At 49.8% G+C, this 19898-nt stretch carries 19 protein-coding genes, 1 other RNA gene and 1 pseudogene; 8 read left to right on the top strand and 13 right to left on the bottom strand.

The genetic code is table 11. The features are described from left to right. Positions 1-146: 146 nt before the first annotated feature. Positions 147-2309, top strand: a pseudogene (locus tag AB8S08_RS01715) (putative bifunctional diguanylate cyclase/phosphodiesterase); the annotation flags it as partial. A 101-nt stretch (positions 2310-2410) separates the two neighbouring features. Here AB8S08_RS01715 and rnpB read toward each other — a convergent pair. Next, an RNA gene (gene rnpB / locus AB8S08_RS01710) (RNase P RNA component class A) lies at positions 2411-2772 on the bottom strand. Positions 2773-2783: 11 nt separating this feature from the next. After that, a complete protein-coding gene (gene rsmI / locus AB8S08_RS01705) occupies positions 2784-3632 on the bottom strand; it encodes a 16S rRNA (cytidine(1402)-2'-O)-methyltransferase (RefSeq protein WP_110075962.1) in 849 nt (282 codons plus the stop codon). Positions 3633-3749: 117 nt separating this feature from the next. Here rsmI and AB8S08_RS01700 point away from each other — a divergent pair, with 117 nt between their 5' ends. The 4 genes from AB8S08_RS01700 to dolP are packed head-to-tail and all read left to right on the top strand — an operon-like array spanning position 3750 to position 7167. Then, complete coding sequence (locus AB8S08_RS01700; RefSeq protein WP_369743212.1) at positions 3750-5639, top strand: penicillin-binding protein activator; 1890 nt, start codon at positions 3750-3752, stop codon at positions 5637-5639. A 26-nt stretch (positions 5640-5665) separates the two neighbouring features. Then, positions 5666-6016, top strand: coding sequence for a YraN family protein (locus AB8S08_RS01695; protein WP_110075964.1), 351 nt, complete (start codon positions 5666-5668; stop codon positions 6014-6016). A gap of 9 nt (positions 6017-6025) precedes the next feature. Then, complete coding sequence (locus AB8S08_RS01690) at positions 6026-6607, top strand: SIS domain-containing protein (protein WP_369743210.1); 582 nt, start codon at positions 6026-6028, stop codon at positions 6605-6607. After that, positions 6604-7167 carry a division/outer membrane stress-associated lipid-binding lipoprotein gene (dolP, locus tag AB8S08_RS01685; protein ID WP_369743209.1) on the top strand — a complete coding sequence of 188 codons (564 nt, stop codon included), beginning with the start codon at positions 6604-6606 and terminating at the stop codon, positions 7165-7167. The genes AB8S08_RS01690 and dolP overlap by 4 nt, the downstream gene beginning before the upstream one ends. Before the next feature lie 134 nt (positions 7168-7301). Here dolP and sspB read toward each other — a convergent pair whose 3' ends face one another. From sspB to zapE, 9 genes are all read right to left on the bottom strand, one after another. Then, positions 7302-7799, bottom strand: a complete 498-nt coding sequence (gene sspB, locus AB8S08_RS01680) for a ClpXP protease specificity-enhancing factor (RefSeq protein WP_369743208.1) — start codon at positions 7797-7799, stop codon at positions 7302-7304. A gap of 11 nt (positions 7800-7810) precedes the next feature. Continuing rightward, positions 7811-8440 carry a stringent starvation protein SspA gene (sspA, locus tag AB8S08_RS01675; protein WP_110075966.1) on the bottom strand — a complete coding sequence of 210 codons (630 nt, stop codon included), beginning with the start codon at positions 8438-8440 and terminating at the stop codon, positions 7811-7813. A 17-nt stretch (positions 8441-8457) separates the two neighbouring features. Next, positions 8458-9204: a cytochrome c1 gene (locus AB8S08_RS01670; RefSeq protein WP_369743206.1), complete on the bottom strand. Its 747-nt coding sequence runs from the start codon at positions 9202-9204 to the stop codon at positions 8458-8460. Then, a complete protein-coding gene (locus tag AB8S08_RS01665) occupies positions 9204-10466 on the bottom strand; it encodes a cytochrome bc complex cytochrome b subunit (protein ID WP_369743205.1) in 1263 nt (420 codons plus the stop codon). Before AB8S08_RS01665 ends, AB8S08_RS01670 begins: the two co-directional genes overlap by 1 nt. Continuing rightward, positions 10466-11056: a ubiquinol-cytochrome c reductase iron-sulfur subunit gene (gene petA / locus AB8S08_RS01660; protein WP_110075969.1), complete on the bottom strand. Its 591-nt coding sequence runs from the start codon at positions 11054-11056 to the stop codon at positions 10466-10468. Before petA ends, AB8S08_RS01665 begins: the two co-directional genes overlap by 1 nt. A gap of 212 nt (positions 11057-11268) precedes the next feature. Further along, positions 11269-11661, bottom strand: coding sequence for a 30S ribosomal protein S9 (gene rpsI / locus AB8S08_RS01655; protein WP_110075970.1), 393 nt, complete (start codon positions 11659-11661; stop codon positions 11269-11271). 17 nt (positions 11662-11678) lie between these two features. After that, complete coding sequence (rplM, locus tag AB8S08_RS01650; protein ID WP_110075971.1) at positions 11679-12107, bottom strand: 50S ribosomal protein L13; 429 nt, start codon at positions 12105-12107, stop codon at positions 11679-11681. A 200-nt stretch (positions 12108-12307) separates the two neighbouring features. Continuing rightward, complete coding sequence (locus AB8S08_RS01645; RefSeq protein ID WP_369743203.1) at positions 12308-13867, bottom strand: Na/Pi cotransporter family protein; 1560 nt, start codon at positions 13865-13867, stop codon at positions 12308-12310. Further along, positions 13864-14976, bottom strand: a complete 1113-nt coding sequence (zapE, locus tag AB8S08_RS01640) for a cell division protein ZapE (RefSeq protein ID WP_369744213.1) — start codon at positions 14974-14976, stop codon at positions 13864-13866. Before zapE ends, AB8S08_RS01645 begins: the two co-directional genes overlap by 4 nt. Positions 14977-15068: 92 nt before the next feature. Between zapE and AB8S08_RS01635 the strand changes: the two genes are divergently transcribed. The 3 genes from AB8S08_RS01635 (at position 15069) to AB8S08_RS01625 (ending at position 18308) form a co-directional block, all read left to right on the top strand. Further along, positions 15069-15530: a YhcB family protein gene (locus AB8S08_RS01635; RefSeq protein WP_369743201.1), complete on the top strand. Its 462-nt coding sequence runs from the start codon at positions 15069-15071 to the stop codon at positions 15528-15530. Positions 15531-15770: 240 nt separating this feature from the next. Continuing rightward, the gene (locus tag AB8S08_RS01630; RefSeq protein ID WP_369743200.1) at positions 15771-17126 is read left to right on the top strand and encodes a DegQ family serine endoprotease; all 1356 of its coding nucleotides are present in this window, start codon (positions 15771-15773) and stop codon (positions 17124-17126) included. Positions 17127-17255: 129 nt separating this feature from the next. After that, positions 17256-18308, top strand: a complete 1053-nt coding sequence (locus AB8S08_RS01625; RefSeq protein WP_369743198.1) for a trypsin-like peptidase domain-containing protein — start codon at positions 17256-17258, stop codon at positions 18306-18308. Positions 18309-18368: 60 nt separating this feature from the next. Here the strand turns inward: AB8S08_RS01625 and murA are convergent, their stop codons facing one another. Both murA and AB8S08_RS01615 read right to left on the bottom strand, forming a co-directional pair. Further along, positions 18369-19625: a UDP-N-acetylglucosamine 1-carboxyvinyltransferase gene (gene murA, locus AB8S08_RS01620; protein ID WP_110075975.1), complete on the bottom strand. Its 1257-nt coding sequence runs from the start codon at positions 19623-19625 to the stop codon at positions 18369-18371. A 12-nt stretch (positions 19626-19637) separates the two neighbouring features. Beyond that, positions 19638-19898 (bottom strand): BolA family protein, encoded by a 261-nt coding sequence (locus AB8S08_RS01615; RefSeq protein WP_110075976.1) that lies wholly within the window; start codon positions 19896-19898, stop codon positions 19638-19640.

Raw genomic sequence — 19898 nt, 5'->3', positions numbered from 1 at the left:
AGGTGCCGATCTTTCTACCTGTCAAGGGAAATTACAGAGATTTAACCCCTGCGCCAGGGGTTGACGCTTGGCAGTTTGCATAGCATCATGCAAAAACCCTATATAGTTCAGCGCATAACAATTATAATATGCTGGCTTAAACCCTTATGAAGCAGATAGACCTTGTGAATTACCCAGATCGGCTCAGTGTGCAGTCTGAGCGTTGGCGATTATTGCGGTATTTGGTAGTGGTGCTCTTTATTGCATCCGCTCTGCTTTATGCTGTCTATTTGGTGGTTGATAGCGAGCGCCAGCAACAACTTGAAGTAGAAAAGCGCCGCGCCGCTGAACATTTAAGTAGTATGCGCGGGCAAATCGAACAACGGCTGCAAGCCAATATCCTCGCACTACGCGCGTTACGTCCTGAAATCCTCTGGCAAGACACGCCAGACCGGGTGCGAGTTCAGCGCATCATGGATGAGTTTTTAGGATCCGACCTAGATATCATGCATCTCGCCTTGGCGCCGGACTTAACCGTACGCTTTATTTATCCGGTTGAAGGTAACCAAAGTCTGCTTGGTTTTAATTATCGCCTCGCCACCGAGCAATACAGCGGTATTTTGCGCGCTATCGCAGCTAAAGATATGGTGGTATCAGGGCCGTTACAGCTGGTGCAAGGACAATCGGCGCTGCTGGCACGTATGCCTATTTTTCATGACGACCGTCGCTTATGGGGCGTTGCTACGTTAGCTATTGATCACAATCACTTGCTTGAACAAGTGGCATTCTATCGGCATCCAAACTACGAATTTGCCCTGCGCCATCTCAATCTGGCTAGCTTAGACCAAGATGTCGCGCAAGAACCGGCGTTTGCCGGCAATAACGATGTCTTTATCAACGATCCTATTCTTACTGAAGTACAGTTTCCGCGCGGGCGCTGGCAGTTAGCGGCGTTTCCGCGCGATGGCAGCTGGGTTGCTACCAATGTAGATTTTTGGCTGCACTGGGCGATTGGGATTAGCTTAACCGCCGTGATTTTGATGGCCTTTTTAATGTTGGTGTTCACCCAGCATCGATTACGCGGCGCCATTACTACCATTGCCTATCAAGCCAGGTACGATGGCTTAACCGATTTACCAAATCGTAATTTCTTTCAAGAACAGCTAGGCGCAGCAGTTCGCTCAGCACTGCGCCATGAACAGAAATTTGCGCTATTGGTGCTAGATTTAGACCATCTGCGTGAAATCAATGACGTGCTCGGGCATGAAGTAGGTAACGCCCTACTACAACGAGTGGCAGAGCGGATTCGTACCAGTATTCGTGAAGACGATTTATTGGCGCGTATTGGTGGCGATGAATTTGCGATTGTACTGCGAGACTTAAACGACCCCAGCGAAGCTGAAATTCGTGCCACAGCTATCATGAATGATTTGCTGCACACCTTGGATATTGAGCATAACCACATCAATATGACCACCAGCACCGGTATCGCTATGTTCCCGCACGATGGCCAAGAAGTGCAGCAGCTGATTAAACATGCTGAACTCGCCATGTATGCGGCCAAGCAAGCGGGCGCCATGAGTGTGCACTTTTTTGATGAACAACTACGGCAAAGTACCGAACGCGATATTAATCTGCATCACCAAATCATCAAGGGCATCGAAGCGGAACAGTTTGAGGTGCATTATCAGCCCGTGATTGAAACCGAAACCGGCTTGTTAACCCGCTGTGAAGCTTTGATTCGTTGGACCCACCCTGAACGCGGCGCTATTTCACCGGCTGAGTTTATTCCAATTGCCGAAAAAACCGGTGCCATCATTGGTCTTGGTGAGTTTGTGCTGAGCCAAGTACTCCGCGACTGGAAGAAAATGCATGCCGCCGGTTTAGATTTGTCTATTGCACTGAACCGCTCGCCGCGTGAATTTAATGACCGCCAAGCGGCTAACCATTGGCTCAACATGATTGCCGCAGCGGATGTGCCTACCAACCGGCTGATGTTTGAGATCACTGAATCTATGTTGATGCGCAACAAAGAGCGACAGTTTGCCAACTTGCGGAAGTTACGTGATGCCGGCGTAAGCTTGGCCATTGACGACTTCGGCACCGGTTATTCCAGCTTAAACTATTTGCGTTCGTACCCGATTGATGTGATTAAGATTGACCGTAGTTTCTTGCATAACGTGCCCGAACAAAGCCAACAGACGGCCTTGGTAGAGGTGTTGATAAGAATTGCGCACACCCTGAATATGAAGGTGGTTGCTGAGGGCGTAGAAACAGCTGAGCAGGTGGGCTTTTTACAACGCCAGCGCTGCCATTTACAGCAAGGCTTTTTCTATGGTCGCGCGATGCCGCTCAACCAGTTCATTACCTTTACCCAGAATTTTAACCGCGACGTGCTTAACCGCGATGCTGAAACCAGCGCGGAGAATGAGGTGGGAGCCAGCCGATAAGCCGGGTTCTGTCGAGGACAATCATTCGTCTAGCCACTGAGTCACCTCAGCGTTCAAGCAGTCTACCCGGGTTCAACGCGGGCCGCGCCAATGAACCCCTATTTGACCTTGCTCCGGGTGGAGTTTACCGTGCCACGAACTGTTACCAGCCGCGCGGTGCGCTCTTACCGCACCCTTTCACCCTTACCTGATCCTGCCTTAGCAGGCCATCGGCGGTTTGCTCTCTGTTGCACTAGTCGTCGGCTTGCGCCGCCCAGGCGTTACCTGGCACCCTGCCCTATGGAGCCCGGACTTTCCTCCCCCTGTATGTAAACACACAGGCAGCGATTGTCTGGCTGACTCCCGGCGGGCATTCTACTGGTTATCTTGCTCGAGCGCCAGCTGATACAAATTGTTTTTGCGTGCGCCATGAATTTCTGCGGCTAAGGCGGCGGCTTTCTTCAGCGGTAAGTGCTCTCGCAACAGGGTTAACGTACGCAGCGCCTGCGGCGTAACATCGTCCTCAGCGACAGCGGCTGCACCAGCCAAGACTAACACCATCTCACCGCGCTGTTGGTTACTATCAGCCAGTACTTGTGCCTGCACCTCTGCAATACTACCGTGCAAGTAGGTCTCGAAGGTTTTGGTGAGCTCGCGGCCCAACACCAACTGCCGCTCAGCGCCAAATTCACTGACAAAATCAGCCAAACAATCGACAATCCGGTGCGGTGACTCGTAGAACACCAAGGTGCGAGTATCGCTTAGGAGCCCTTGCAAGCGCTTCCGGCGCTGCTGTGGCTTGGCTGGTAAAAAGCCCTCAAACGCAAATCGATCCGTGGGCAGCCCCGCCGCTGACAAGGCAGTTACAAAAGCACAGGCACCAGGCAGCGCCACCACCTTGATGCCTTCAGCGCGACACTGTTGCACCAAGACATAGCCAGGATCACTAATTAACGGCGTTCCGGCATCACTGATCAAGGCAATCGACTGACCTTGTAGTAACCGTTCCACCACCTGTTCCGCACGTTGGCGTTCGTTATGCTCATGCAAGGCAAACAACTCATTGCGAATCCCTAAGTGCTGCAATAATTGCCCACTATGACGGGTATCTTCGGCGGCAATGGCGTCTACTGCACGCAAGGTTTGCACACTGCGCTCAGTGATATCGGCTAAATTACCAATAGGTGTTGGTACTATGTATAAACAGCCGTTACTGTCACTCATGTAAACCCCTTGTAAATTACTCTTAGCGTAGGCGAAGGATGGATGTTGTAAGTTGTACCAGCAAGCCCCTCGGTTTATAGTAGAGGCCATTTAAGATATCAGCTAAAGGACGCTATTGTGCCAAAGAAGTTACTCCTGTGCATGGTTATTATTGGCTTAACTGCCTGTGCCAGTGGTCCATCACCTAGCACCAGCGATAGCACTGTGCCTATCTCATCGACTCCAGTGCTGCAGGATATTCCGTCGGCAGCCAATCGCAGCGCGGCAGAGTGGTTAGAACGCGCTGCTGCCAGTAGCGGTAGCGAGCGCTCCGAGGCTCTGTTACAGGCGGCGTTACAATTGCAAAAGGACGCTGCCTGGCAAGCTAGTGCCGCAGTTATCGCTCAGCTGCAACGGTATCAGTCAGAGTTAGCCCTTAGCGCGCCACAACAACGCTTACTAACCTTGCTAGAGGCACGTTTTGCCGCCCATCAACAGCGCTGGCCTTACGTCGATGCCTTGCTGAAGCCCCTACTACAGCCACGGCAAGCAACCGATTATGGGATGCAAACCTTAGAGCTAGCGTTAACGAGCGCCATTGCCCAGCGCCGCTGGGTGATTGCCGCCGAGTTACAATTACAATTATTAGAGCAGCCGCAATACCAAGCCAGTGCCGGACAGATTTGGTCCGTGCTGCAACATTTACCTGAACCCGCCGCGATTCAGCCACCAGCGGGTGGTTTTCGTAATAAAGTCACGGCCGGTTGGTTACGCTTAGTGCAGCATATTCACGCCAGTGCCATCGATGTCAATGACACTAGCGATGAGACCGGTAGCCAAGTCTCTTTGTTGACCAATTTACAGCAATGGCAAGCAGAGTTTGCTGACCACCCAGCTACGGCCGTTGCGAACGAATTAATGAGCGATTATCAGGCGGGTCTGCAACGGGCGAGCTTGGGTCAGCAACAAGCCATAGTGCTGTTGCCGTTAAGCGGACAATATCGTAGCCAAGGGCAAGCGGTACGCGATGGGATCGTGAAAGCCTTAGCCGCGCAGCCGCAGCTGTCGGCGCGCTTTATTGACAGCAATGGTTTTGATTTTGCGACTTTACCGGGGCTGTTAGAAACCAGCCAAACCGACCTCATTATTGGGCCCCTGTTAAAAGACAAAGTGGCAGAAATGAGTAAGCTGGAGCTGCCTGAACAGCTACGCTGGCTTACCCTGAACGAACTTGAACAAGGCCTGGATAATCGTTTGCCAGGACAAAGCTTTTTTGCCTTAGATACAGAAACAGAAGTGCGCCAAGCAGCCGCACATATTGCCGCCCAAGGCTTTAAGCAGCCGTTGGTGTTGGCGCCGGCCACGAATCGCGGCGAGCACCTAGCGAATGAATTCGCTCAAGCTTGGCTGGAGGCTCAGCCTGACCAAGTAGAGGCCGGCCAAGGTCGCTACACCAACACCGAAGAAATGAAAACAGCGGTACAAGACCAATTAGGCGTCACCACCAGTGAAGCGCGCATTTGGCAAGTGAAAATTGCCGCAGGTAAAATCATCGTCGATAGCCAATACCGCAGCCGCGCCGATATTGATGCCATCTACTTGGTGGGCGGGATTGAACAAACGCGCCTATTAAAACCCTTTATTGATGTGAATATTTCGCCTTTTATGCAGGCGATTCCTGTGTATGCTAATTCTTCTAGCCACACCTTAAATAACGATTTGAGTGAAAACGACCTCAACGGCGTGCATTTTACCGACGCAGAATGGTTGATTCCTGGTCATGCCCAGCAACAACAGCTACGGCAGCTGCTCAGCCAACGTTCTGATTGGGGCTATAGTCACGCTCGTCTTGCCGCGTTTGGCCACGATGCAGTGCTATTGGCGCAGCAATTAAGCCTATTACAACGAGTACCAGGACTATCTCTTACTGGTTTAACCGGACGCTTACATATCGACCAAGGTCGCGTACAACGCGATTTGGCTTGGGCCAGCTACCAAGGCCATGAGGTGATTGCCGATAACGACTAACAGCGCTGTGGCGCTAAGGACAAGGAATGTCAAAACAAGAAGATGGCGGTTTAGGGGAGGCCCTGGCGCTTGAATATTTGGAGGGTCAAGGCTTACACTTGGTCACCAAGAATTTTCGTTGTGAGATGGGCGAAATTGACCTCATTTTAAAAGAGGGCAAGACTTTTGTGTTTGTAGAAGTTAAAGTTCGCGCAGACGAAACTTTTGCTTCTGTATTGGAACAAATAAAGCCCCAGCAATGTCAACGAATACGACGCTGCGCGCAGTTTTTTTTAATCACCGAAGGGTTAAACGAACATTATACGTCGATGCGTTTTGATGTGGTTGCACTAGTAAGCGATTACAACTCAATGCAATGGCTACCCGATGCTTTTTAAGAGGCTTACATGCATCCCATGCAAGAGCAGATAAAGACCTTATTTACCGAAGGTATTCAGACCCAAATAGCGGCCGCGGATCAGTTGCAAGAGCCGTTGCAGCGGGCTGCTGAATTGCTGGTGGCCACCTTGCTTAGCGGCCAGAAAATCTATTGCTGCGGTGAGGGTATGGCCCATGCCACCTCACGGCATTTTGCCCACATTATGCTCACCGGCTTGAGTTTTGAGCGGCCGCCGTTTCCTGTTACCAGCCTGCATGCAGATTTTGGTGCGAATGATCATCAAGCGGTATTCGCGCAGCAATTACAAGCTGTCGGCCAAGCCAATGATGTGGTGCTGGTGCTTAGTGCTGGCGCGCGCGCACCGCGTACCGCTCGTGCGCTAGAAGCAGCCCTTGGGCGTAATATGCTGATTGTAGCTATCACCCAAGAGGGCGATCATGACATTGCTGGGTTATTAGGCCCCGACGACGTGGAAATCAGAATACCCACGACGAATATCGCTCGGGCGAGTGAGCACTTATTACAAACCGTAAATATGCTTTGCAGTTTAGTTGAACATCAAATTTTTCCACAGGAGATGGATGAATGAAGCGCTATCAAGCACTTTTAGCAGCTGCCGCCTGCAGCATCATGTTGAGCGGTTGTGCCGCAGCCTTAGTTGGCGCCACCGCGGTAGGTATTTCAGCCGCTACGGATAGTCGTAGCTTAGGTACGCAGTTAGATGATCAAACCATCGAACTGCGAGTGATTCGTAAGCTCAAAGGTGATAGCCGTTTGGATGACACGCGCATTCAGGTGGTGGCTTTTAATCGTTCGGTGCTGTTGTTAGGCCAAGTCAGCGATAGCTCTTTGTATGATTTAGTCAATCATTTAGTGCGCAACACCGAGGGTGTTAGCAAGGTCCATAATGAACTCCGTATTGCGCCTGTTATTGATGTGGCACAAATCAGTAAAGACACTTGGATAACCAGTAAAATCAAGGCCCAGTTAGTTGCTGATGAGAACGTGAAAGCAGTGCACATTAAGGTGATCACAGAGAATAATGAAGTGGCGTTGATGGGTTTAGTTAGCCCAGAACAAGCTCGCCAAGCCATTGATATTGCCCGCAACGTTAGCGGTGTGACGCAGGTCATTGACGCTTTTCAATAAGCGGTTAACGACGTTATGGCGTTCAGACTAATAAAAAGGCGACACTATGGTCGCCTTTTTTGTCTTTGTCTGACACCTACTCGGGAGTTACTCGCCGTCTATTTATTACCCTGTATTTACTCTCTATTTACTCTCTATTTAACAACGCGCAGATGCGAGCGTTTGGCCGCCTTATTTTCCGCGTTAGCATCGGCGTTAGAGTCAGCCTTACCACTACTAGCAGAATCTTCACTAGAAGCTAGGCTAACGGTGTCACCCTCAACATCATCATCCCCTGCTTGCTCTTCTGCTGCGAGTTCAGCAGCAATCCAAGCCTCGTAGGCAGGCTCTGCTTCAAACATGGTACCTGCACCATTCTCGCGGGCATATAAGGCCACTACAGCAGCCATGGGCACCACTACATGATGAGGTTTACCAGAGAAGCGCGCATGAAAGCTAATTTGCTCATTCGAGATAGCAAACTGGCCAACCGCAGTAGGCGTAATATTCAGGATGATCTGGCCATCTTCAACAAACTCCCACGGTAATTGGCAATGGGGCACAGTTGCCGCTACCACCAAGTGGGGGGTGAGCTGATTATCCAACAGCCAATCGTAAATCGCCCGTACTAGGTACGGGCGACGAGGGGTCATAACCGGCTCACTCACCGGCCTAACTCACGTTCACTGTCAGTCAGTGATTCTTGGAAAGAGTCGCGCTCAAAAACCCGTACCATATAGGCTTTTACCGCTTTCGCACCAGTACCTTCAAGTTCGATGCCATAGCTAGGCAAACGCCATAACAGCGGAGCTAGGTAGCAATCAACTAAGCTGAATTCTTCGCTCATAAAGAACGGCGTATCAGCAAAGATAGGGGCTAACGCTAAAATACCTTCACGCAATTCTTGGCGCGCCGCGTCCGCATTCTTGCCACCAGCAAGAATAGCATCAGCTAGCGCATACCAATCACGATCAATACGGTACATCATCAAGCGGCTGGTACCACGGGCTACCGGGTACACTGGCATCAATGGCGGATGCGGAAAACGCTCATCTAGATACTCCATGATGATGTGGGCGTTATACAACACCAACTCACGGTCTAGTAAAGTCGGTAACGCATCAGCGTATGGGTTTAGCTGAATTAAGTCTTCCGGACGATTGTCTGGATCGACATAAATTATCTCTACGCCCACTCCTTTTTCCGCTAATACGATTCGAGCTTGATGACTACGTAAGTCATTTTGGCCCGAGAATAAGGTCATTACCGACCGCTTGTTTGCCGCAACCGACATGTTACTCTCCATCAAACTTACTTCACGTCTCTAAAGAATTCGCGCTTAAGTAGCACTGCGAATACTAAGAAGACCAATAAGAAACCAAAGACATACCAACCGATTCTGCGTTGTTGCAACATCATCGGCTCGCCGGTGTAGACCAAGAAATTAGTCAGGTCTAGCATGGCTTGGTCGTACTCAGCTTCTGTTAGCATGCCGCTGCCATCAGTTTTGATGCCAACGTACACATCTTTCATTTCACCGTCGATAAGCTTTGCTTCGGTAGTTTTGCGTGGCACACCTTGCAACTCTTGCAACACGTGCGGCATACCTACGTTAGGGAAGACGGTATTGTTAACGCCAAACGGACGGGTCTCATCTACGTAGAACGAACGTAGATAGGTATAAATCCAGTCAGCGCCACGTACCCGTGCTACTAAGGTTAAATCAGGTGCGGCAGTACCAAACCAGTTACCAGCATCTTCAGTAGCCATCGCATTGGTAATTAGATCACCAACCTTCTCGCCTGTAAATTGCAAGTTCTCAATACCCAAGTCTTCAGGGATCTCAAGATCTTTGAAGGTGCGGTTATAACGCTGGTATTGCATTGAGTGACAACCCAAGCAGTAGTTCATGAACAATTGTGCGCCGCGTTGCAGGGACGCTTTGTCATGCATGTCTACTTCTGCTTTATCGAGGGGTACTGTCGGGCCAGCCGCTAACGTTGCGACCGACCACAGTGATGCTGCTACCAGCAGAGTATTTTTAAGAAACTGTTTCATCACTTAGTAATCCTCTCTGGAACTGGTTTTGTGTTTTCGTTTTTGCTGTAGAAGAACAGCAGTACGAAGAACGCAAAATACAAGAAAGTGAACACTCGAGCAAAGAAGGTATAAACTTCAGTTGCCGGCTTCAAGCCTAAGTAACCCAGTGCAATAAAGCTAATTGCGAATACCGTTAGGTTAAGTTTGTGGAAGCCACTACGGTAGCGCACTGAACGCACTTTACCGCGGTCTAACCATGGCAATACAAACAAGGCCACGATCGCACCGAACATCAAGATAACACCTAATAGCTTATCTGGTACCGCACGCAAAATTGCATAGAACGGCGTGAAATACCAAACGGGTGCAATGTGCTCTGGGGTTTTCAGTGGGTTCGCCGCTTCAAAGTTAGGTGGCTCTAAGAACAGGCCGCCCATGGCTGGAGCAAAGAAAATCACGTAGCAGAAGAAGAACAAGAAGATAGCTACACCCACCAAATCTTTCACGATGTAATACGGGAAGAATGGGAAAGCATCAACAATGTCGTACTTCTTGGTGAAGCGCTCATGGAACTGGAACTTCGGCTTTTCAGACTCAGGTACAGAACCTTTTGGCTTCTTAATCGAAATACCTTCTGGGTTGTTCGAGCCAACTTCGTGCAAGGCGATAATGTGTAAGAACACCAAAATCACTAACACTAATGGCAGCGCGATCACGTGTAACGCAAAGAAGCGGTTTAGGGTAGCGCCGGAGATAACATAGTCACCCCGAATCCATAGGGTTAAATCATCGCCAACAAACGGAATAGCACCGAACAGCGAGATAATAACCTGAGCACCCCAGTATGACATTTGACCCCATGGTAACAGGTAGCCCATAAAGGCTTCTGCCATTAACACCAAGAAGATCAGCATACCGAACACCCATAGTAATTCACGAGGTTTCTGGTAAGAGCCGTACATCATGCCGCGGAACATGTGCAAATACACCACCACGAAGAAGGCGGAAGCACCCGTTGAGTGCATGTAACGTAGCAACCAACCGTATTCAATGTCACGCATGATGAATTCAACAGAAGCAAACGCGCCTTCTGCAGAAGGAACATAGTTCATGGTTAACCATACCCCGGTAAGGATTTGGTTAACTAACACCAACGTTGCTAGCACCCCGAAGATGTACCAGAAGTTGAAGTTTTTCGGAGCTGGATATTGCGCTAAGTGGATATTCCACGTTTTGGTCATCGGAATGCGTTCGTCAAACCAGGCGATGAGTTTGTTCATTAGGCTTGCTCCCCGTCTTCACCCACCAAGATGGTTGTGTCATTGATGTAGTAATGAGGTGGAACCACTAGGTTGTATGGTGCCGGAACACCTTGGAACACGCGGCCAGCAATATCAAAGGTTGAACCGTGACATGGGCAGAAGAAACCTGATTTAGCTTCTTCAATGTAGTCACTAAAGCCAACATCTAAGAATTGCGGTGAGCAACCTAAGTGGGTACAAATACCAACGGCCACAAAGAATTCTTCTTTGCGTGAGCGATGCAAGTTCTTGGCATACTCGGGCTGTTGTGGTTCATCAGAATTTGGGTCACGTAAACGGTCGTTAACCGCTTCTAACGATGCCAACATTTCAGGGGTACGACGTACCACCCAAACTGGCTGGCCTCGCCATTCAACACGAATCAATTGACCCGGCTCGGCTTTTCCAATGTTCACTTCCACTGGGGCACCCGCGTTTTTGGCTTTCTCACTTGGGTTCCATGATGCAATGAAAGGAACGGCAACGCCAACCGCACCAGCGGCCCCGACAACAGATGTCGCGACAGTTAGGAAACGACGGCGGCCTTTATCTACAGGCGCATTGCTCATCCACTTACTCTCCGTTTGGACGCTTCACGAAACTTAGCCGTGAAGTCAGTAATTAGCTACTGCGTAGGTTCCCATTAAGACGAATGATGCTCGTTTTAAGGGAATCGGCAAAAAATGCCTTCAGATGATAAAGAAATACCCTGATTTTTACAAGGACAAAGACAAAAAACCCGGCACAAAGGCCGGGTTTTTGACGTACTCGAGATTTCGAATTAACGCTTCGAGAACTGAGGACGTTTACGTGCTTTGTGCAAGCCGACTTTCTTACGTTCAACTTGACGTGCGTCACGAGTAACGTAACCTGCACGACGTAAGTCACCACGTAGGGTTTCGTCGTATTGCATAAGTGCGCGAGTGATACCGTGACGCACTGCGCCAGCTTGACCACTTGAACCACCACCTTTAACAGTGATGTATAAGTCGAATTTTTCAACCATGTCTACTAACTCAAGCGGTTGACGAACAACCATACGAGCAGTTTCACGACCAAAGTATTCTTCTAAAGTGCGGTTGTTGATGCTGATGTTGCCGCTGCCTGGACGCAAGAAAACACGTGCAGTAGAGCTTTTGCGACGACCAGTACCGTAGTATTGATTCTGTGCCATGTTGTTAATGCTCCGTCTTAAATTTCAAGTTGTTTAGGCTGCTGAGCAATATGGTTATGCTCTGCACCTGCGTATACTTTCAGTTTACGGAACATGGCACGACCCAATGGACCACGAGGTAACATACCTTTCACCGCTTTCTGAATTACCATTTCTGGCTTCTTAGCAATCAACTTCTCGAAGTTGATTTCTTTGATACCACCTGGGTAACCCGTGTGTGAATAATACATTTTGTTCTGTGCCTTACGGCCAGTAACAGCCACTTTCTCAGCGTTTACGATGATGATGTAATCACCAGTGTCTACGTGAGGAGTGTATTCAGGCTTGTGCTTACCACGTAAGCGACGAGCTACTTCAGTAGCCAAACGACCTAAGGTTTTACCTTCGGCGTCAATAACATACCAGTCACGTTGTACAGTTTCTGGTTTTGCAACAAATGTACTCATTGGAAACTTACTCTTTTTTTAAGGTTCACGACAGTAGTTCCGGGCTTCCCCGCGAACCACAACAACCGTTGTGGTTAATTGCCACATAGCGGTTAGTTGTACCTGTAACGTGGGCTGCGCGGATTATAGGGAAAAGGGGTTAAAAGATCAACAACCCAGTGTAGATGTTTTTTACCTTGACTAACACCGGCCAAGTTAAGCTAGCTGCCCACCTGCAACGCCTTTACTAATTCAGCGCTTCGCTCCCACTTGCTCGCCAACTGCACCAGTTGGGCGCCGCGCGTGGGAGCTAATTGATCCGCAGCAATTTGCTGTAACCACTGTTGCCGTTGCTGTTGCCGACTCTGTTGGATCTGTTGCACACCTTGTTGCCATTCAGCTTCACTGCGAGTGGCCATATCTGCACCATTCAAAAAGGCCAACAGCTGTGCTCGCCACTGGTGGTTCAAGCTGGCATCCAACAGTTCTGGTGATGCGGCCTTAAACGCCTCAACCAACTGTCGTAAATCCACTAAACGCCCATGGTTACTATGCAACTGAGCTAACGCCAAAGCTTCTGCTCCAGTAAGGTTTTGTTCACCTAGTTTACTGATGTAGCGGTATATATGTTCCAGTAACTCACCGGTTGCAATATCTTCGGCATGACTAACATCGTCTGAGCTATCGCGTAAAAACGTGCGCAGGCGCATGATGTATTGGCGCAACACCCGCTGCTGCTCTTGTTGTGCGGCAGCAATCCCCATAGCCGGAACCTGTAGCACCGTTTTATCCAAAAAGCGCGGCTGACCAGAACGTATCGGGGGTAATTTGTACCAGCTTTCTACCCGGCTAAACAGACGATTATCGATTAACCGCATCAAGCCTAAGCCAAGCACGTTAAATAAAGTATGAAAAACGGCTAGGCCCGCACTGATATTGGCGACGTCGTTACCGCCAGATAGCCAAGCTGACACCCACCACAGTGGTACTAGCAGCAACAATGCCACAGCACCAGTGAGGGCATTCATCACCACGTGCACAGCCGCTAAACGTTTGGCGTGGGCAGTGGCGCCAATAGCCGCCAACAGCGCTGTTACCGTGGTGCCAATATTCGCCCCAATCACCACTGCGGCACCAGCTAACGGACTGAAAACACCGGTAGCAGAGGCGGTAAGTACGATGGCTAAAGCCGCTGACGAGGATTGCACTAAAGCGGTCAAAATAACCCCAGCAAGCACGGCTAATAGCACGCCACCGACACCGCTAACCTCAAGTTGCGCAACGGGCAACAAAGGTACTACTTGGGTGAAAGCTTCGCGTAAGGTATCGAGGCCCACAAACAATACCCCAAACCCTGCTACCGCTGTACCTATGTGGGCGGCAATGGAATTTTGTCGCACCAAGCGGGTTAACATCCCTAAGCCGATCAAAGGCCAAGCAATCACTGCAATATTCAACTTCAAGCCAATCAAGGCCACAATCCATGCGGTCATGGTGGTGCCGACGTTACTACCAAACACCACCCAAGCTGCCTGCCGTAACTTCAACATGCCCGCGTTAGTAAAACCTAACAACGCCACCACCACCGCGCTTGACGACTGCACTATAGCGGTCACGGTGAAGCCAGAAATAGCTGCCCGTAAGCGGGTTTGGGTGGTGCGTTCTAAAAAACTCTGGAGGTGGCTACCAGCGGCGGCACGCAAACCGTCGGTCAGCATTTGCATGCCCAATAGCAAGAGCCCTAAGCCACCCAGTGCAATGGCGAGATCGGCAAAACTCATGGTTTATGGGCCATCGCTAAATATTCATGGCTTTGCATTTCTTGTAAACGGCTAACACAGCGGCGGTACTCAAACGTTAATTTGCCTTCGCTATAGAGTTGCTCCAACGGCACCGCCGCCGAGATGATAAGCTTGACGCGGCGTTCGTAAAATTCATCGACCAAGGCCAAGAAGCGGCGGGCGGCATCATCGTTATGGCCTCCTAGTTGGGGCACATCACTGATCAGCACCGCATGATAAAGCTGAGCAATTTCAATGTAATCATTTTGCGAACGCGGGCCGCCACAAATGGCATTAAAATCGAACAGCACCACATCGTCACATTCCATCCGTACCACGATATCGCGTTGATTAATGGCAATCGCATGCAAATTTTGTTCGGCCCGGTTACAGTGGTCAGGCGCCAGTTCAGTAAAATATTGCTGAAGTTTCGCATCAGCGCTGGAGTCTGCTGGGGTTAAGTAAATTTCCGCGCGGGTTAAGGTGCGCAAGCGGTAGTCGATACCGCTATCCACATTGATGACCTCGCAGTGCTCTTTGATTAAGGCTATTGCGGGTAGAAAACGCTGTCGCTGTAAACCATTACGATAAAGTTCATCGGGCACTATGTTAGAGGTTGCCACCAGCACCACGTCGCGCTTGAAGAGCTCTTGCATGAGTGTCCCCAAAATCATGGCATCGGTGATGTCTTGCACAAAGAACTCATCAAAACACAGCACTCGTGCCTCTGCTGCCAACTTGTCAGCAATAATCGGCAGCGGATCGCTGCGGCCTTTGAGTTGCTTTAACTCGTCATGCACGCGATGCATAAAACGATGAAAATGCACCCGCATTTTTTGCTCAAACGGTAAGGTATCAAAGAAGGTATCCACCAAGTAGGTTTTACCACGACCCACGCCGCCCCAGAAATAGATGCCTTGCGGGGCCGCTTGAGTGCCACCAAGTAGACCTTTAAGGCGCCCAAGTAACCCCTTGGATTGCTGCTGTTGATGAACTACGACCAGTTGTTCATACAACCGCTGCAATGCCTCTACAGCCTTGCGCTGCGCCGCATCTGGGGTGAAATTACCGGAAGCCAAATCAGCCTCATATTTACTCATTGGGGTGATGTTTTGCGTTGTCACTACCACTTTGACCCTGATCTAGATTATGCTATGGGTTATCAGTTTATCACGTGATACGTGTTTTATAAGGAGTTTTTATGAGCTGGATTATTGGCATTTTGTTAGTCGCAGTAGGTGCCATCATTGGCTTTTTTGTGGCGCGTTATTGGCTGAGCAATCATTCTGACGAGGCCGAACTCACTGAGCAAGTGACCCAGACCAAACAGCAACTAGCTGATTATCGTCAAGAAGTTGCCGATCATCTTGCCACTGCTCAAGCTTTGGTTGGGCAACTCGAAGAAACCCAAGCCAAACTAAAAAGCTATTTGCATCACAGTGCTGACTTGCTTCAGCGCGAACAATTGCAGCCCAGTTTGCCATTTTTTGCAGAAGATACCGTGCGTCAGTTACGCATGGCCAACCAGCATAAGCAGGAAAAGCGCCGCAGTGATGACCGACCAGCGGCGGACATGCCGCGTGATTACAGCGATTCTCATTCAGGTTTATTTTCTGGTAAAGCTGCTACTAGCAAGTCTACGGCCAAAGAAAGCACCGACTAATTCTAGGTACCGTAACTCCTCTCCCAAAGTAGCCGGCAAATTTGTTGCCGGTTACATCTTGAAACACCTGCCAGCTGAACTTATTTCTGTTTAGCGAGTCATTATCTTCGTTATCAGTAGCTATTTTGCTACAACTTTACCATTTGTTGTTATGTGGAAATCACAACCGGCACAACGTAATCGCTGACGCACTCGCTCTAGGTTAGTCATTATGTTTGGGTCAACATAGGAGTACAGTGAATGAAGACAAAATTTTTGGCGGTAGTGGCGTCCGTAGCGCTAGCAAGCTCAGTTGCTATAGCTCCAGCTACAGCCAGCATCCCATTTTTTGGCAAAAGTGATGAAACCCCTACCCTAGCGCCGATGCTGGAAGAAGTCACCCCAGCGGTGGTGAATATCTCAGTAAAAGGTAAACGTGAAGTGCGGCAACGGGTGCCTGACATGTTTCGGTTCTTCTTTGGCCCCAATGGCCCACGTGAACAAGTTCAAGAACGGCCGTTTCAAGGCCTAGGTTCGGGCGTGATTATTGATGCCGAAGCCGGTTACGTCGTCACCAATAATCACGTGATTGACGGTGCCAGCGAAATTTTAGTCACCCTCAAAGACGGGCGGCAATTTGATGCAAAAGTGATTGGCACTGATGATCGTTCAGACATTGCCCTACTAAAAATTGAAGATGGCGAAGACCTGACGGATATAGAAATTGGTACCTCATCTGATTTGCGTGTAGGTGACTTTGTGGTGGCTATCGGTAACCCCTTCGGGCTTGGCCAAACAGTAACCTCAGGCATTGTTAGTGCGTTAGACCGTAGCGGCTTAGGCATTGAAGAAGTAGAAAACTTTATTCAAACCGATGCAGCAATTAACAGCGGTAACTCAGGTGGTGCCTTGGTGACGCTAAAAGGCGAGCTGATTGGCATCAATACCGCAATTCTAGGCCCTAACGGCGGCAATATCGGTATAGGTTTTGCGATTCCGTCAGATATGATGAAGAACTTAGTGGCACAGCTGATTGAATTTGGTGAGGTGCGCCGTGGTGTGCTGGGTGTGCGTGGCAACGACTTAACTCATGACATCGCCAAAGCATTGAAATTAGACGCCAACCAAGGTGCCTTTATTGGTGAGGTCATTGCCGACAGCGCTGCCGCCAAAGCTGGCTTAAAATCTGGTGACGTGATTATCGCCGTGAATGGCGATACCATTCGCACCTTTGCTGATTTAATTGCTCGCGTGGGTACCATCGGTGCTGGCAAGGAAATGAAGATTACGGTATTGCGCGATGGCAAAAAACGTGACTTTAAAGTGACCTTAGTGGCTGATGATACTGCGGTCGTCGCAGCCACCTTGCACCCGGCCCTGGCTGGTGTCGAGCTGGCAGCAAACGATAATGATGGGGTGGTAATCACCAGCATTGAGGAAGGCTCTGTGGCGGCTCGCTATGGCTTGCGCAAAGATGACGTGATCATGGCCGTCAACCGCACCCCAGTAAGCTCAATCAGTGAGTTACGCCAAGCCTTTAATGACGCTGGGCCAGTGGTTGCCTTGAACTTACGACGCGGTAATACCGAGCTCTATTTGGTGTTGCGCGGCGGCTAAGTCGCTTAATTAACTGCACCAAGCAAGTGCAAAAGAAGGCAGCCAGTGCTGCCTTCTTTGCTAATAGGTGTTATTCTTTTAGCTCACTTAACAATAATAACTAGACTTATAGAAAGGCAAACTTCAATCATGACGCTTCGTACAGGGCTCTTCTTTATTGCTCGTTCGGTTATTCTCGGACTTATTGTCGCTGCCCTAGTGATTGTAGCGCTGCCACTACTGCAAAATCCTGCCACCACGCCTTTACAACTGGATAATTCACCGGCTAGCTATGCGACAGCCGTGCGCCGAGCCGCACCTGCTGTGGTGAATATTTACAGCGTGGGTGAAGTGCAGGGTTCGTTTTATTCACGCCGGCCGAGCACGGTATTTAGATTAGGGTCTGGCGTGATTATGGATGACCAAGGTCACATTCTTACTGCCGCTCACGTGGTTGCTAATGTCAGTGAAATTGACGTCGCCCTGCAGGATGGTCGCCAATACAGTGGCCAGGTGATTGGCTTGGATAAAATCAGTGATTTGGCGGTGATTCAGATCCAAGCCGATAACTTACCTGTGATTCCGCAAAATAATCAGTTGCGCACGCAAGTGGGCGATGTGGTGTTGGCTATCGGTAACCCTCTTAATCTCGGGCAGACCATCACGCAGGGGATTGTCAGTGCGAGTGGCGGTCGGATGGGAGTGATTCATAGCCATGCGGATCTCATTCAAATGGATGCAGTGATCAACGAAGGTGCTTCTGGTGGCGCTTTGGTGAATAGCCAAGGCTACTTAGTGGGCATCAATAATGCCCGTTTTCGTGATGCTCGCGGCCAAGGTATTGATGGTATTTATTTTGCTATCCCCTACCCACTTGCCAAAGACATCATGGATACCTTGATTCTTGAAGGTGAAGTTGTACGCGGTTATTTCGGCGTGCAGGTGGGCGGTAACGCCCATTCAGATCCATACAAACAATCAGGTATTTATGTCACTGGAGTGGATCCTAATAGCCCTGCGGATCAAGCCGGCTTGCAAGCCGACGATTTTATTATTGAGATTGATGGCAAGCCCATGTCATCGGCTGCGGAAGGCTTAGCGTTAGTTGCTAAAACCCGCCCGGGTACTGTGGTTGAGGTTCGTTATTTACGAGCCAATCAAGAATTTACCACACAGGTGACTATCACCCGCTTAGCAGATTAAGCCGTATAAAAAAGCCACAGCGGTTGCTGTGGCTTCTTTGTTGCAATCTTGACTTTGGCATTAAGCAATACGCTGAATATTAGCGCCTAATCCCTGCAGTTTCTTTTCAATGGCTTCATAACCGCGATCAATGTGGTAAATACGCTCCACCACCGTCTCACCTTTGGCTACTAAACCCGCAATCACCAACGAGGCTGAGGCGCGTAAATCCGTACACATCACCTGCGCACCGGTCAGCTCTGCAACCCCTTTAGAAATCGCAGTGTTACCTTCCAGCTCAATATTGGCGCCCATGCGACGTAGTTCGGGCACGTGCATAAAGCGGTTTTCAAAAATAGTCTCGCGCACCCAACCGGTGCCATCCGCGATGGCATTCAAGGCACAAAACTGCGCCTGCATGTCCGTTGGGAAAGCTGGATGTGGTGCCGTTACAATAGTCACTGGCTGCGGCCGCGTTGGCGCTTGCAAACGAATCCAATCAGCGCCTTTGGTAATGGTTGCGCCCGCTTCAGTTAGCTTTTTCAACACTGCATCCAGCATGGTTGGATCCGTGTTACGACAGGTAACATCACCACCGGTGGCTAATGCAGCCACCAAGAAGGTGCCAGTCTCAATCCGGTCTGGCTGAATACTATAGCTGCCACCATGTAGCCGCTCTACCCCATGAATGGTGATGGTATCCGTACCTGCGCCACGAATATCTGCGCCCATAGCATTTAAAAAGCGGGCGAGATCTACCACTTCAGGCTCCCGCGCCGCATTTTCAATCACAGTCACGCCGTCAGCTAAGGTTGCCGCTGCCATCAAGTTTTCAGTACCAGTCACACTCACCATATCCATCAATAAGGTCGCACCGCGTAATCGGCCATCGACCTTGGCATGGATGTAACCGTTTTCCACGGTAATGGTGGCGCCCATCTGGCGTAGCCCTTCAATGTGCAAGTTGACCGGGCGGGCACCTATTGCACAGCCGCCAGGCAAGGATACTTGGGCTTCGCCAAACTTACTGAGTAGCGGCCCCAAAACCAGAATAGAAGCACGCATGGTTTTCACCAAGTCGTAACTAGCTACATGATGATGCAGACCTTGTGGCTGAATTTCGTAGCTGTTAGGCCCCAATGCAGTGTTGGTAACGCCCAGTTCAGCTAATAATTTCAAGCTCGTGCGGACATCCTGTAAGGCTGGCACATTAGTTAAGGTAACGGGCTCTGACGGTAAGATAGCCGCCATTAAGATGGGGAGTGCCGCATTTTTAGCGCCCGAAATGACCACCTCACCCTGCAGCGAAGTGCCGCCTTGAATCACTAGTTTTTGCATTGCTGAGTCCTATTAGCTCAGCATCGCGAGTTTCTTCTCACGCTGCCATTCAGTTGGGGTATAAGTTTTGATAGAGACCGCATGTAATTCACCGCTAGCGATAATCGCTTTTAATGGTGCATAAACCACTTGCTGTTTTTTCACCCGCGATAGTTCCGCAAATAGCTCGCCAACCACGGTAATGTTGGCATGGCTGCCATCTAGTTTAACCAGTACTTCGTCTACCGGCAGGGCATCGGTGATCAAGGTTTGAATCGATTCAGTTGTAATCAT

Source organism: Pseudidiomarina sp. PP-1MA, assembly GCF_041200125.1.
In the GTDB taxonomy this organism is placed as follows: domain Bacteria; phylum Pseudomonadota; class Gammaproteobacteria; order Enterobacterales; family Alteromonadaceae; genus Pseudidiomarina; species Pseudidiomarina fusca.
This window is presented reverse-complemented; position numbering and strand designations above follow the sequence as displayed.